Below are 13,429 nucleotides of genomic sequence, written 5' to 3'. Positions count from 1 at the left end.
TAAGTTTCGATCTGCATCCTAATACGCAAATCATCTTTGAACGCCTGATTTCCGGCCGCCCTTAATGATGGTGATGGGGTGAATCAAAAAGGGCGCCCTGCCGGCGGGGAGGTACACCGGCAGGGCGCGCCGCACAAAGGCCCTGGTTGTTGGGGGACAGGACAGTGGCGGCAGAACTGGTCGGTTACAACTTGCGAGTAAAGTGGTCCGGAGCATGCTCAGGATCAGATGTCTTGAATTCAACTATTTGGTTTGCTCGGCGCAACAGAATGCAGTCAAGCCAGCATCACCCAAGGACGGCCCCTGACGCAGCCGGATCTTTACGACTGGTCCGTGCAGAGTTTTCATGGGATGATATGACAGCATTCTGGCACATGGTCACGCCAGTGCTCAATCCCGTCGCCTTTGGAAGATCATACGGCACCCTCAGCCTTCAGCGCGCGATATGTGGCATCGACTGATTTCGCGGTCGCACCGACGATGATGTCGATCTCTTTTCGGGTAATGATCAGAGGTGGCGCATAGCCGAGGATGTCGCCATGCGGCATGGCCCGTCCGATCACACCATTTTCAAACAGAGCAGCTGCAGTGCGCACCCCGACCTGAAGGTCAGGATCGAATGGTATCCTTTGTTTCGGGTCCCGCATCATCTCTACCGCGGATAGGATACCCACTCCGCGAACTTCGCCGACGATGGGATGTCCCGCCAGTTCGGCTTTCATGCGGGCCTGCCAGTACGGTCCGACATCCTTCACATGTTCCAGGATGTTTCTTTCTTTTAGCAGTCGAATATTGGCAAGCGCGGCCGCAGCACAAAGCGTGTGACCGGAATATGTCCATCCATGGCCAAGTGCGCCGTGCTTCTCAGTTCCTTGTTCCAAAACCGACCAGACTCGGTCGCCAATGATCGACCCGGAGATGGGGAGGTAGGCGGAACTCAGCCCCTTGGCGATGGTCACGAAATCCGGACGCATGTTATACAGGTGAGAACCGAACTTCTCGCCGGTCCGCCCGAAGCCGCAGACCACTTCATCAGCGATCAGAAGGATATCGTACTTATCGAGCACCGCTTGAATGGCCGTCCAGTACCCTGTGGGGGGCGGCACAATACCTCCTGTCCCAAGTACCGGCTCTCCGATAAAGGCTGCAACCGTTTCTGGTCCTTCAGCCAGGATCAAGGCTTCAAGCTCATCGGCACAGCGCCGGGAGAAAGCTTCCTCGCTCTCCTCGATGCGCGCCTGGCGGTAGTAGTGTGGCGTGGTGGTATGGCGCACCAAATCCAGAGGCAGGTCGAAGAAATTGTGAAAAAACGGAAGGCCGGTCAGGCTACCGGTGACCAGCCCAGATCCGTGATAGCCGCGATTTCGCGAGATGATCTTTTTCTTTTCGGGCCGGGCGAGGATATTATTATAGTACCAGACCAGCTTGATGTTGGTTTCGTTAGCGTCGGAACCAGAGAGGCCAAAATAGACCCTTCGCATGTTCTGACCGAAATACTCGACCACGGCCTCTGCCAAAAGGGCGACCGGCTCCGTACCTTGGCTGGCATAGACGTGTGCGAACGGCAATTCGTGCGCTTGCCTGGCAATAGCCTCGGCGATCTCCGTGCATCCATAACCCATATTCACGCAGTAGAGGCCTCCGAAACCGTCGAGGCTCCTTCGGCCTTCGGTGTCCCAGATATAAACGCCTTCCGCACCGGCCATGATCCTATTTGGCGTTTCGCCTCGGCTGTGCTTGGCCAGATGCGTAGAAGGATGAAAGACGAAGCTTCTATCCTTCTCCCGGAGTTGCTCGGTTCCCAGATTGCTCAAGCGCATGTCCCTCTCCTCGCGATACAATGGCGGGGGCATTTGGCCGGCCAGCTCATTGGCAAGCAGTATACCGGAAACACCGCTGGAATTTCGCGGGAATGGATGTTTTTTGCAGACGAATTCGCGGAATCGGGATCAGATGCCGTGGAAATCAACTGAGCTGGTGTACCTTTGCCTGGACTGGGCCCGTTTGGACCGGACAGTCGGCTAATGTGGGAGGCTTAGATATACTCAAGCACAGGCGGCTGACGAATATCGACGGATTGAATTGCAGCGGCTGCGGTGGGATCTGACGAATCTTTGGAGTTCAGAAGTGCGGGGCTTGAAGAGCACGTTCGCGACCTCGAGCGGCTTCCCGGCCGCAAGACCATGCAAGTGGAGATCCTCAAGGACGCGCTGGCCGGGTCGGACTCAAAATAAACCGACTTGCGGCGCTTGTTGCAGCCGAGGGACAGTTCCCGATGAAGGCCGTTGCCGAGACCCGCGGTGGCGCGGCCCATCTCCATGACAAGGGTGCGTCGCCCGGTGAAGCCGCGCGGGCCTTACCGCAAACGCGTCCGCGGCTCCAGGACCCACTCTAGAGATTTCTTGCGTATATGTCTGGTCGGGCTCGCCAAGGCTCGACACCGGTGTCTTCACACCAATAGACTTTCCCGTCGCTGAGCCAGAAATGGCTTAGGCATCCTTTGGTTCTCCAAACGGAGGGATGCAACGTTGGCCGGCCCTCCACGCTCACCTCAATGCGCCACCTGGGGTTATGTGGCGCGTGGGTTGGCAATGAAACCACATCGCCACACCCACAGGGACACCTAAAGAGTGCCCAGTATGGTCGGCCTTTATGCACGACGCTTATGAACTGTCCCGGCCGAACCGCGTCATTCGGCGGCGTTTTTTCAACCACATCATTGCGAGCGAAAGATACGTCCGCGAGCGATGCCTCAGAAGGAACTCGGTCCGCCGGTGTTTTTGGACCACGTGGACCGAGAATGATTTCCTCTGCCCACCGTAGGAAACTTAACAACCAAGACCACATGCGAATCAACACAGCTTGCCGAGTGACGGCATACCGAGCCGGTAGCCATTCTCGCGTGCGAGCAATAAACCGTCTGGACCGCAGCAAAAACAACCAGCGTTGTCTTTTGGCATATTGCTGTAAATTACCATGTGCACGAAATCGTACCATATATTGTCGCGGCGAATGTCGCTCGCAAGCCGCCGATAGGGGCGCACCAGATCAAACAAGGTCGCTACGGCCATGTCGGCGGTCGCACTGGTGAAGGGACCTACTCCGGGCGCCCGCTCCCCGCCCCCGATCAGATAATACTCTTCCCGGAGCGTCTCTGGATCCAGCTCCGCCAGCTCCGGACGCGCCTTCAGTGCACTCTCGTAATCGAGCTTTTCCTCGGTGACGACGCCTTGGCATCTTAAGCACCCACCAGATTCGGGAAGAACTGTGCTAACCCGCCCTCTATGATCACGTAGGTACGGCTGACGGTCCTGGTCAAGACCAATATTGCCTGTGAGCCCGCAGTCGATGAGTCCTTGGCAGTAATAGTAAACCGCCTGATTGAGAATTTCTCTCCCAGCGACATCATCAGTACAACCGAACACCAAGTCGGCGCTGGAAATGGCATCGACCGCTTCTGGAGACTCGTTCACATACCCCTCAATGGCAACGACAGTCACTCTCAGGCCCAGATCCCGAACATATCGGGCTAACGTAGCAGCTTTGCTCTCGCCTACATCGCAGCGGCGATATCCGCGAACGCGGTTGAGATTGCTAGCTTCGAGCAAATCGCCGTCTACAATGATGAGTTCGCCTACACCCGCGCGAGCGATAAGTGTGGCGACTGAAGACCCTGTTCCCCCTCCTCCGACGATTGCTACGCGCAACGATCTGAGCTTCTCGTTGAATGGTTCGCCAAATGCAGCTTCTTGTCGCTTTAGCACTTCCGATGGTGCAGCATCGACCTTCTTGCCGATGTGAACTGACAGCTGCGTCCCGAGCACACACACATGCCGGACGTCAGCCACTCCGTGAGGGGCCGCACCCGTCCGAACTCTGGCACGCCAATGTCCGTCGGCCAAAATCATCGCGACAAGTGATACCTCAGGGCCATTGCAGCCAGCGTATCCCCTCAGAATGCTTTGTTCGTTCTGATCATCCTTCGTCGAGAAATCCAGAGCGCCCCTTGGGTGACTGTGGACAAACCCCAGCTCAAGCCGCTCCTGCTCGCAGCGAAAGTAGATATCTTGGAACTTGCGGAGATTGATGCGCAAGTGCACCGGGGAGCTGTCCAGCACCCAGTCGCCATCCATCTCAATCGCGTCAACGGCCACAAAACGCGTTGACGGCGGCAGACCCAGTACGGTTCTCTCAATTTTGCGGAAGAGGACGAGCGCGCCCCGCTCGTCACGGTCGGGGTGCCCGGTCAACCAGCTCTTGAGCCTATCGTCGAGGGAACCGATAATCGAAATCCGATATCCGTTCATGAACGCCTCGCGTCCGGGTACTTAAACGCCCATGAGATCCGGTCCATAATTGTCTGGACGTCGTCGACCTTTGGCTTCCAGGCATTTTTATGCCAGTGTCTGGACCACCGGCAAAACACTGTCGCCTTGTGCGTACGCGAATCCTCATTGGAACCAGGTCCGCCAGTATTTGGTATTGGCTTGCCGTCAGCCCGGTGAAGTCGTGGGTGAACCCAGAACATGTCCCCACCCGAGCTATTGTAATTCTGCGGAATCTCATACAACACATCGACAGCGTTTGCAGATTTTGCATCTGCCAGGTAAACCCCTTTCGGCAGCGGAAATCTTTTGAATATTAGGAAACGGGCGCCCTCCTCTTCTTCAAAATTGACGCCGGCTTTGTGGAGTGTCTCGTAATCAGAATCGAACAACAGGGGCATTATTCAATTCCGGCTTCGGAACTTGCATCCTGCGCGTAGAACTTTTCGATCCCCGGTGGCAGCAAGTCGATCGGGTCCTCGTGCCCAACTAACTGGCCAGGCTGGCCTGGCCTTTTCACATAAAGGTCCATGCTATCCGGTATGCCAGGGCCTACGCCTCGCACCTCGGCGCCGGTTATGAACCGGTTGTCCCAATCGTAATTTTCGTTTTCGATTTTGAACTTGAACTTCTCTTTGGCAGCCATGGATCCGTCTCTCGCAGTTGCTTGGTTTCAAGATATCTCAGGCGCGCACATCCCTCTTCTCCCGTTGATTACGGGCAGGCTCGACCAGTTGCCTCTTATACGGGAAGCGCTCCTTCGGGTTTCACGGGAATGCGCGTGTTTCGCCACGGAATTCGCGGAATGGAGGTCCAAACCCGCGGAATCAGGCCTGGGCGTCTACCGCTGTCTTAGTGAGGACAAGGGGATCGGTGCATTCGATTTCACAGGTTTGGTCACCACAAGGCTGTAATATTGATCAATCCCCAGCCCTGCCTGCAGCAGCCCCTCCATAAAATCTTGATAGGTAGCCATGGAAAGTGTTGCGACGCGCATCAGATAATCGATCCTTCCCCCAATTGCCCAGCAATCCAAGATTTCGGGAAAATCTTGGATCGCGACCTCGAAGTGTCTTTGGTCCTCAAGGCGATGACGGTCCAGCACGACCTCCACCATTACAAAGACCATGCCGCCAATGAGGGCTGGACTGAGCCGTGCGTAGAATCCCTCAATAATTCCTTCGGCCTCGAGTGCACGGAGACGTTCCGAGCAAGCCGACGCCGAAAGATGGACGCGCTTCGCAAGCTCGCTTTTTGAAATCCTACCGTCTGACTGAATCGCTGAAAGAATGCGGATATCCCAGGCGTCCAGGCGCAGAGGATTGGGTTTTGCCTTCATGACTTCAGCTCTTATGCCGTTGCCGACACTGGAATTGGGTTGGAACGACCGGCTCTTGGTCACGAAGGGTTCAAACGCCGATGTTGCGTGCGATGCTGTCCGCAGCCATGCGCTTTCGCCACTCAAGAGGTCCGGAATCATGAATGGAGTTTCCCTCGACATCGACAGCTGCGATGACAGGCATGTCCTTCACCTCGAATTCATAGACAGCTTCCATGCCAAGGTCTTCGAAGGCCACAAGCCGCGCTGACTTAATTGATTTTGAGATCAGGTAGGCAGCCCCTCCCACCGCGATGAGATACGGCGTTTTGTATCTTGCAATCGACTGTATTGCCGCCCGCCCTCTCTCCGCTTTGCCCACCATCGCGAAAAGCCCGGTTTCGGCTAGTACCTTTTCCGTAAAATCGTCCATTCGGCTGGAGGTCGTTGGCCCAGCCGGTCCGACGACTTCATCTCCCACCGCGCGGACGGGTCCAACGTAGTAGATAACGCGTCCCTGCAGATCGAACGGAAGCGGCTTGCCGGCGTCGATCAACTCGACGATCCGCTTGTGGGCTGCGTCACGGCCCGTCAGCATCGTTCCGGATAAAAGGAGGGTTTCCCCGCAGCGCCACGATGCTGTCTCTTCCTTCGCCAGCGTATCAAGATTGATCCTGCGTACGCCGGCTGGCCTCAATTCGTCCGTTCCAATTTCGGGCCATTCGCTCAGATCGGGCGGCTGGAGTCGGATGGGTCCATAGCCGTCCAAAGTAAACTTCAGGTGCCGGTTGGCGGCACATTGCGGGATGAGGGCAACGGGCTTGGACGCCGCATGAGTAGGATAGGTCGCAACCTTGACGTCAACGACTGTCGTCAGACCACCAAGGCCTTGGGCCCCAATACCAAGCGCGTTGATCCGCTCATAAAGCTCAATCCGCAGCCCCTCCTCTGGGCTGGACGCTCCCCTGGCAATCAGTTCCACCATATCGATGGGCTCGTTCATGGCCTCTTTGGCCAGCAGCATCGCCTTTTCAGCGCTACCACCGACGCCAACAGAGATCAGGCCGGGGGGGCACCATCCGCTGCCGAGGGTCGCCACCGTGTCGACCACCCAATCGGCAACGGATGCGCTTGGGTTCAGAGTGGTGAAACGGGCCTTGTTCTCCGAACCGCCGCCTTTTGCCGCAATGGTGATCTCAATCTTGTTACCTTGCACAAGGTCAACGTGGACGACTGCCGGCGTGTTGTCACGGGTGTTCATCCGTCGGGCAAGCGGATCGGCAACAATTGATGCCCGAAGCGGATTGTCCGGGTCGAGATATGCCTGACGGACACCGTCATTCACGAGGTCTGCGAAACTGGCTGCTGAGTTGATGCGGACGTCCATACCGACCTTGGCGAAGCACACCACAAGACCGGTGTCCTGGCACATCGGCCGCCGTCCGAAGGCCGCCATGCGGGAATTAGCCAGGATCTGTCCGATGGCATTCTTCGCCGCTCGACTCTGTTCACTCACGTAGGCCTGCGAAAGAGACCGGATGTAATCTGGAGGATGGTAATACGAGATGTACTGAAGGGCGTCGGCAACGCTCCTTGTGATATCCTTGCCGGCGATGGTCCGTGTTCTACTTCCCACCGATTTCATCCAAATGAGCTGAGACCGTTGACCATTTTGAGGATTTGGAAGCTTCGCACCCCCTGTTCGCCGCCTTCATATCCGTAGCCACTCTGCTTGACTCCCCCATAGGGCGCGTCTGCCGAGACCCCTTTCAGGTAATTCACACTGACAGCGCCTGCCGAAAGGCCATTAATCAGCTTTCGCTGCGTATTGGCAGCGTCCGTGAAGAAATAAGCGGCCAAGCCATAATCGGTGGCGTTGGCCTCCTCAATCGCCTCCTCGAGCGCATCGAACGGCGCCACAGTGAGGATCGGTCCGAACGGCTCTTCATGAAGCACTCTCGCTTCCTTCGGTACGGCCGTCAGGATGGTTGGCGGCCAGTAAAAGCCCGGTCGGTCAAGGCGGGCGCCACCGGTTTGGATGCGGGCGCCTCGTTCGACCGCATCCTTGGTCAGGCGCTGCATTGCTTCTATTCGCCGGGCGTTCGCCATCGGACCCATGTCCGTTGCAGCGTCGTCTGGTAGGCCGATCCTGATCTTGCGGACCGCCTCCGTCATCCGGGACAGAAATTCCTCATAGAGGGACCGCGCGACAAGAATCCTGCTGGGCGCATTGCAGCTCTGGCCCGCGCACTCGAACTTGTATTCCGAAATAGCCGGTACGGCCTTTGCCAGGTCGGCATCCTCGCACACAATAACCGGGGAGTGCCCACCGAGTTCGAGGATGCAGCGCTGCAAATTATTCGCCGCGAGCATGGCCAGCTGTTTTCCAACAGCGGTTGAACCGGTGAAAGTTAAAACCTTCACGATTGGCGAACTGAGCAAATGCCGCGATATATGCACCGGCACACCGAAGACCAGATTGACCACGCCGTCCGGAACGCCTGCTTGGCGCAACGATTCAACAATATGGACTGCCACGCTCGGTGTCTCTTCAGCCCCTTTGAGGATCACCGGGCAGCCTGCCGCAAGCGCAGGGGCGAGCTTGCGGGCGATGAGAACGGCCGGATAGTTCCAAGGGGTAAAGGCAGCAACGACGCCAAGGGGCTCCGGGACGACCATCCGGTTCGGACCCATCGGAATCGGGGTCGACAGCTCCTCGGCATGTCTGCCGTTCCATTCCAGCGTTTCGACAGCGCGCACATACTCACCTGTCGCTTCGGCAATCGTCTTTCCCTGTTCGGCCGACAGGTCCCTGGCCGCGGCTCCAGCCCTCTCTGCTAGAATCCTGGCGGCTGCTACGAGGATCTCGCCACGATGTTTGGCTGGCCGCGAGGACCACGCCTTGCGGCTCCGTTCTGTCGAAGCGAGAGCCTCATCCAAATCCGACACGGTCGCCGAGGCCACCGAAGCAAATACCTTCTCCGTCGCCGGATTAACCACCGGCAATGTGGCTCTGCTACCGCCGGCTCGCCATTTGCCGTTGATAAAGAGGTGGTGGCTCCTAGCGTCGGACATCGCGCGCTCCACTTAGTGAAATATTCATGCCATACAAGCGCCGTTCGATGTCAAAAACACTGAACTCGCTTGAGCCAGTTTCATCGCGATGGTCGCGGAGGGTCAAATATCGATTAGTGCCGAAATCCATCTGGAATCCAGATCGATCTGATGTTGATGGCGGGAAGCGGTCATGTCCCAGCTTCGTAGTTGAACGGTTATCAGGTCGGCTCAGCAGCCACTGCAGCCCAGCCGCGGCTCTCAATCAGTTCTCTGGCCACATTGGTGATGAGCTTACGTACCGCGCAAACGGATGCAGAACGCTCATCTTTCGGATTCACAGCAAGCACGACGGATCGGGTAATCGCCGGATCAACGATCTTGACGGTCCGGACCAGCCCTTGAGAGGCTTCTTTCTGAACCGCGGACGGAGCGAGAATAGAATAAGCCTTTCCGTCTATAACCATGTTGATGATCGTTGAGAGCGAGTCCACTTCAAACTTGACGTCCAGCGCGCAACCGTGTTGTGCGACGACGTCAGCGACTGAACGTCTGACGTTATTGCTGCGCATGGGGACCGCGAGCGGGAATGCATGCAGGTCAGCAAGAGATATAGCATCTTCGAAGGGTGGCTCACCGGACGGAACCACCAGACAAAGGTTTTCGCGCGCTAGCACCGTCATCCGCCCTACACTGTCCGCGGTGCGGTAGAGAACCGCCAGATTGAAGCGTCCAGCAGCCATCCACTCCTCTAGCGGTCCAGTCATACCCTCCACCATTTTGAGGGACACCTTGGGCAATTCGTTCCTCACTGCCTCAAGCAGCGGCCCGCTCAGAACGCGAGCCGCTCCAGATGGAATGCCCATAGTTACCTCCCCGGCAGGGGAAGAAGCTGTGTTGGTCAATTCCACCTCAGTAAGTCGAATTTCTTTGAGGATCGCCCGTGCCCGCTCGAGCAATTTGGCTCCTGACGCTGTGACGCTCACGCCAGTCCTGTCACGTATCAGCAGCTGAGTCCCGAAGCCTTCCTCCAGTTGACGCACATGCAGGCTTAGCGCGCTTTGGGCGACATTAAGGAAGCCCGCGGCTTTCGTGAAACTGCCTGCTTCGACCACGCCGACGAAGTATCTTAATTGTCTGATTTCCACGGGTACTCTTCCGAGGGCGAACTCCAATTTCGGCAATCTATCTCGAAATGCGATGGCGCGACAGCAATAATTGTGCCACGGCGCACCCAGTCGGCTCTAAATCAGCCGCACAAGACTCAAACGTCCAAGTCGGTGTCCGGACCCGCGGCGGCAATTTCTTGGGCCCTTCGAATCACCGGCGGATCGACCATCTTTCCCTCGAAGGCGAAAGCGCCTCGACCCTGCCCTGCCGCATCTTTTTGCGCCGCGAGAACACGACGGGCCCACTCGAGCTCCTGTGCGCTCGGCGAAAAGGCCTCATTGAAAATGGCCACTTGTGCCGGATGGATCGCCAAAGCTCCGGCAAAGCCAAGCCGCCGCGCATGCGCCGCGGCTTCACGAAGTTTATAGGTGTCCGAGAACTCGCCCATGCTTCCAATAAAGCCCAAAGGGAGCAATCCGGCCGCACGGGCAGCGAACAGCACGGCAAGGCTCGGGGCCAGGAGCAGATCAAATCCCGGGACGCCGCCAACAGCGGCACTGAAGTCTTCAGGACCAAGCGCCATTGCGACCATCCTTGGATGCGCCGACGCAATGGTCGCGAGCTTTCGCAAAGCGCCAGGCGTCTCGATCTGGGCGAGGAAACGTATGCGTCCCACGGGAAGATTTCTTTCCCGTTCAAGTTCCGAAACCGCATTGGCGATCTCTAAAACCCACTCTGCCGAATCCGTCTTGGGGAGAACCAATGCATCGACACCGGCCACCACAGCTGCATCGAGATCGGCCGCCAAGACGCGCAAACCTCGGTTCACGCGGACCAAAACCGATGCGCCCTTACTGCCCACCTTTGCCACAGATTCAGGAAGCTGCCGCCGTGCCTCGCCTTTTTGCTCCTGCGGAACGGAATCCTCGAGATCGAGAATGAGGCCATCAGCACCCCGCTGATGGGCCGTTGCCACAAAACGCGCAACGTGAGCGGGAACAAAGAGTAGGGATCTCCAGCGCGGTACGGGAAGCGAGCTTTCGGCGGCTGGACGGTTGTCCTTGATCATGGACTCGCCTCGCGGATATTAGCGAGAGCGATGCCAGTGAGGTTGCCGGCCGGCTGCCGGTGCTTTGCCCGGAGCAAGCACGGACTCCCGAGTGCGTCGCTCCCGACAAGCGGCGCGGTCATGCTGACACAGCTCTTTCGTGCAAACGCGCTGAAACCTCCTTGCGGACGCTCTCCGTGTGGGCGCCAAGAGCTGGAACTGGACGCAGCGACGGGTGCTCAGAGTTGAAGATTGCGGCCGGCGCTATCGTCTCCACAGTTCCTTCAGGTGTGCCAATTCCAACCCTGCGAACATGGGGATGTTTTGAAATATCCGCGACTTCATTCAGTCGCCCATATGCCAAACCGGCCGCTTCAAGCTCCTGCATCGCTTCGTGGCAGGACAATTCGGAAAACCGCCTTTCAATAATCTCGTCAAGTTGGGCACGGTGTCCGAGCCGCTCCATATTGTCTGCAAAAGTAGGTGCGCGTGTAAGCGACGGCTGCTTCAGGAATTTCTCGCAGAAATTCACCCACTCGCGGTCGTTCTGAACCGAAAAAATGACTTCCTTGTCATCGGCACAACGATAGGCGCCATACGGAGCCAGCGACGGGTGTTTCACGCCGGCGCGTACTGTGTGATAGCCGCTGTAGTCGTTCTGCAGAACCGGCACGTTCATCCAATCGGCGACGGAATCGAACAGTGACACCTGAATGCTTGTCCCTTCGCCAGTGACCTCACGGTGATACAGCGCCTGAAGAATGGCGCTATGCGCGGTCATGCCCGCCGAGATGTCGCAAACAGAGACCCCTACACGCGCTGGTCCTTGCTGGTTGCCCGTGATCGCGCATAGACCTGTTTCAGCCTGGACGATGAGATCATATGCCTTCAAATGGGAATATGGCCCTGTGTCCCCGAAACCAGAGATATCGCAGGTGATCAGCCGCGGAAAACGTCGGCGGAGATCGGCAGATCCAAAACCGAGTTTTTCGGTACTGCCCGGTTTCAGATTCTGAATAAAGACGTCCGAACCGGTAATAAGCGCGTCCAGGACTGCGCGGTCCGCTTCCAACTTCAGGTCCAGACAGACCGACTCCTTGCCCCGATTGAGCCAGACGAAGTAAGCACTCTGTCCCTGGACCAACTTGTCGTAGTTTCGGGCAAAATCACCTTCGGGCCTCTCGATCTTGATGACCCGGGCGCCCGCGTCTGCAAGGCGTGACGATGCGTAGGGTGCGGCCACGGCCTGCTCGACCGCTACGACGGTGATCCCCTCAAGAGAGTTCTGCATGCGACACCGTGCTTTTCATCCAACGTTTTCGTTTTGATTCCGACGCCTCAGGACCGCCAGCAACCGGTTCTGTTCATTCCCGACAATTGAGAATGCCTCGTCGACACCCATTCCCGGCTTTGCAAGCATCATGTCGGCCTGGGTTGCCACCGATACGTGGACCGAACCCTGGGCGGAGAGATCTGTCTCGGTACAGCTCCCGCCGACATACGCTCCGACCCCATTTTCCTTGCAAAGGAGAACGGCCCGAGCCGTGTCGGCCATGGAGCCGACATCGGGCGTCTTTATCTGAACAAGGTGCGCGGCCTTCGCTTCAGCAAAGAGCAGAATATCCTCAAGCGTATTGCATCTCTCATCGACGACAACGCGGGCGCCCGATCCCCGGTCATCCAGGATCGATACGATCCGGGCATATTTCTCAATTTGAGCTTGCGTGGAACCATAATCCGCCGGCGACTCGATATTGAGCGTGAAATCCGGAACGGTTTCTGCAACCTTGCAGATAAAGTCGGCAACGCGTCGCGGCTCCAGGCCGATTTCCTGGCCGATCCAGCCATACACATCGAAATGCAAGACCGGATGATAACCTGCGTGGCCGATTTCACCTGTCCGAGTTGCAACCCATTTGACGAATTCCATGAAGGTCTGACCGTCGACGCCGAATTTCTGGCGCGAGTTGATCAATCCGTGCGGAAGAACATCCACGCCCTTCAAAATCATCTTGTCAACATTGATTTCGCGAGCATCTCCGCTCTGGCAGTAAATCGGAACCCTACGTGTCGGTAGAGGCAGATCAAATTCATTGCATATGATCTCCGCCATCGTCGTATGATGAAGATGGGCGGCCGCGCGAAGGAGAGCTTGGCTGACGCCATACTGAATCGCGAGTGGCAACGGCTTATGTTCGTAGGGTTCGAAAACCTTCGCACAGGCATCCAGATAAAGAGATGCATCGACATCGAGAAGCCGCGGGACCACGACCCGCCACGACAAATCGGAGATTTGATTCGGATCGAAGAGCGGATCGCGTCCGCCGGCACCAGAGTACTGGACGTTCATCATGTCGCCCCAAACGACGGTGTCGTCGGCAAGGACAAGCCCGACGCTGAGCGATGATGCTGGAATGCGAATCGACTTGAACCCAGGCGTTGTCGGTACGCCGACATAGATGAAACCATCCTGGACGGCGCCGGACCTGATGGCAGCTTGATCATCATAGAAGAATGCACCGTTGCCAGGCGCAAGGACCACGTCTTTGATCTGCAATTCAGTCACCCGATTCA

General features: G+C 57.2%; 11 protein-coding genes and 1 pseudogene. 1 reads left to right on the top strand and 11 read right to left on the bottom strand.

Annotated elements, in window-relative coordinates:
• Positions 1-413 precede the first annotated feature (413 nt).
• Positions 414-1,820, bottom strand: coding sequence for an aminotransferase (locus tag FJ490_RS25810; protein ID WP_064994227.1), 1,407 nt, complete (start codon positions 1,818-1,820; stop codon positions 414-416).
• Positions 1,821-2,135: 315 nt separating this feature from the next.
• Between FJ490_RS25810 and FJ490_RS33300 the strand changes: the two are divergent.
• Positions 2,136-2,366 (top strand): annotated as a pseudogene (locus tag FJ490_RS33300) (IS3 family transposase); the annotation flags it as partial.
• Between the two features lie 486 nt (positions 2,367-2,852).
• Here FJ490_RS33300 and FJ490_RS25805 read toward each other — a convergent pair.
• The 10 genes from FJ490_RS25805 to FJ490_RS25760 form a co-directional block, all read right to left on the bottom strand.
• Positions 2,853-4,307: a ThiF family adenylyltransferase gene (locus FJ490_RS25805; protein ID WP_064994206.1), complete on the bottom strand. Its 1,455-nt coding sequence runs from the start codon at positions 4,305-4,307 to the stop codon at positions 2,853-2,855.
• Complete coding sequence (locus tag FJ490_RS25800) at positions 4,304-4,726, bottom strand: E2/UBC family protein (protein ID WP_064994207.1); 423 nt, start codon at positions 4,724-4,726, stop codon at positions 4,304-4,306. The genes FJ490_RS25805 and FJ490_RS25800 overlap by 4 nt, the downstream gene beginning before the upstream one ends.
• Positions 4,726-4,971, bottom strand: a complete 246-nt coding sequence (locus FJ490_RS25795) for a multiubiquitin domain-containing protein (protein ID WP_064994208.1) — start codon at positions 4,969-4,971, stop codon at positions 4,726-4,728. The genes FJ490_RS25800 and FJ490_RS25795 overlap by 1 nt, the downstream gene beginning before the upstream one ends.
• Positions 4,972-5,166: 195 nt before the next feature.
• Entirely contained in the window at positions 5,167-5,664 is a 498-nt protein-coding gene (locus FJ490_RS25790; RefSeq protein ID WP_064994209.1) for an Lrp/AsnC family transcriptional regulator, read from the bottom strand.
• Between the two features lie 70 nt (positions 5,665-5,734).
• Complete coding sequence (locus FJ490_RS25785) at positions 5,735-7,288, bottom strand: fumarate hydratase (protein ID WP_064994210.1); 1,554 nt, start codon at positions 7,286-7,288, stop codon at positions 5,735-5,737.
• A complete protein-coding gene (locus FJ490_RS25780; RefSeq protein WP_064994228.1) occupies positions 7,285-8,718 on the bottom strand; it encodes an NAD-dependent succinate-semialdehyde dehydrogenase in 1,434 nt (477 codons plus the stop codon). Before FJ490_RS25780 ends, FJ490_RS25785 begins: the two co-directional genes overlap by 4 nt.
• Before the next feature lie 200 nt (positions 8,719-8,918).
• Positions 8,919-9,845 carry a LysR family transcriptional regulator gene (locus tag FJ490_RS25775; protein ID WP_064994229.1) on the bottom strand — a complete coding sequence of 309 codons (927 nt, stop codon included), beginning with the start codon at positions 9,843-9,845 and terminating at the stop codon, positions 8,919-8,921.
• Between the two features lie 116 nt (positions 9,846-9,961).
• The gene (locus FJ490_RS25770; RefSeq protein WP_086081362.1) at positions 9,962-10,876 is read right to left on the bottom strand and encodes a CoA ester lyase; all 915 of its coding nucleotides are present in this window, start codon (positions 10,874-10,876) and stop codon (positions 9,962-9,964) included.
• Positions 10,877-10,994: 118 nt separating this feature from the next.
• Positions 10,995-12,146: a CaiB/BaiF CoA-transferase family protein gene (locus FJ490_RS25765; protein ID WP_064994211.1), complete on the bottom strand. Its 1,152-nt coding sequence runs from the start codon at positions 12,144-12,146 to the stop codon at positions 10,995-10,997.
• Between the two features lie 15 nt (positions 12,147-12,161).
• Positions 12,162-13,412: a methylaspartate ammonia-lyase gene (locus FJ490_RS25760; RefSeq protein WP_064994231.1), complete on the bottom strand. Its 1,251-nt coding sequence runs from the start codon at positions 13,410-13,412 to the stop codon at positions 12,162-12,164.
• Between the last annotated feature and the right edge of the window lie 17 nt (positions 13,413-13,429).

The organism is Mesorhizobium sp. B2-5-11, from assembly GCF_006440835.1.
Classification (GTDB): Bacteria; Pseudomonadota; Alphaproteobacteria; order Rhizobiales; family Rhizobiaceae; genus Mesorhizobium.
This window is presented reverse-complemented; position numbering and strand designations above follow the sequence as displayed.

Excerpts from the sequence above, each read along its gene's own strand:
- FJ490_RS25810 (WP_064994227.1), bottom strand. The coding sequence starts at position 1,820 with ATGCGCTTGAGCAATCTGGGAACCGAGCAACTCCGGGAGAAGGATAGA.
- FJ490_RS25805 (WP_064994206.1), bottom strand. The coding sequence starts at position 4,307 with ATGAACGGATATCGGATTTCGATTATCGGTTCCCTCGACGATAGGCTC.
- FJ490_RS25800 (WP_064994207.1), bottom strand. The coding sequence starts at position 4,726 with ATGCCCCTGTTGTTCGATTCTGATTACGAGACACTCCACAAAGCCGGC.
- FJ490_RS25795 (WP_064994208.1), bottom strand. The coding sequence starts at position 4,971 with ATGGCTGCCAAAGAGAAGTTCAAGTTCAAAATCGAAAACGAAAATTAC.
- FJ490_RS25790 (WP_064994209.1), bottom strand. The coding sequence starts at position 5,664 with ATGAAGGCAAAACCCAATCCTCTGCGCCTGGACGCCTGGGATATCCGC.
- FJ490_RS25785 (WP_064994210.1), bottom strand. The coding sequence starts at position 7,288 with ATGAAATCGGTGGGAAGTAGAACACGGACCATCGCCGGCAAGGATATC.
- FJ490_RS25780 (WP_064994228.1), bottom strand. The coding sequence starts at position 8,718 with ATGTCCGACGCTAGGAGCCACCACCTCTTTATCAACGGCAAATGGCGA.
- FJ490_RS25770 (WP_086081362.1), bottom strand. The coding sequence starts at position 10,876 with ATGATCAAGGACAACCGTCCAGCCGCCGAAAGCTCGCTTCCCGTACCG.
- FJ490_RS25765 (WP_064994211.1), bottom strand. The coding sequence starts at position 12,146 with ATGCAGAACTCTCTTGAGGGGATCACCGTCGTAGCGGTCGAGCAGGCC.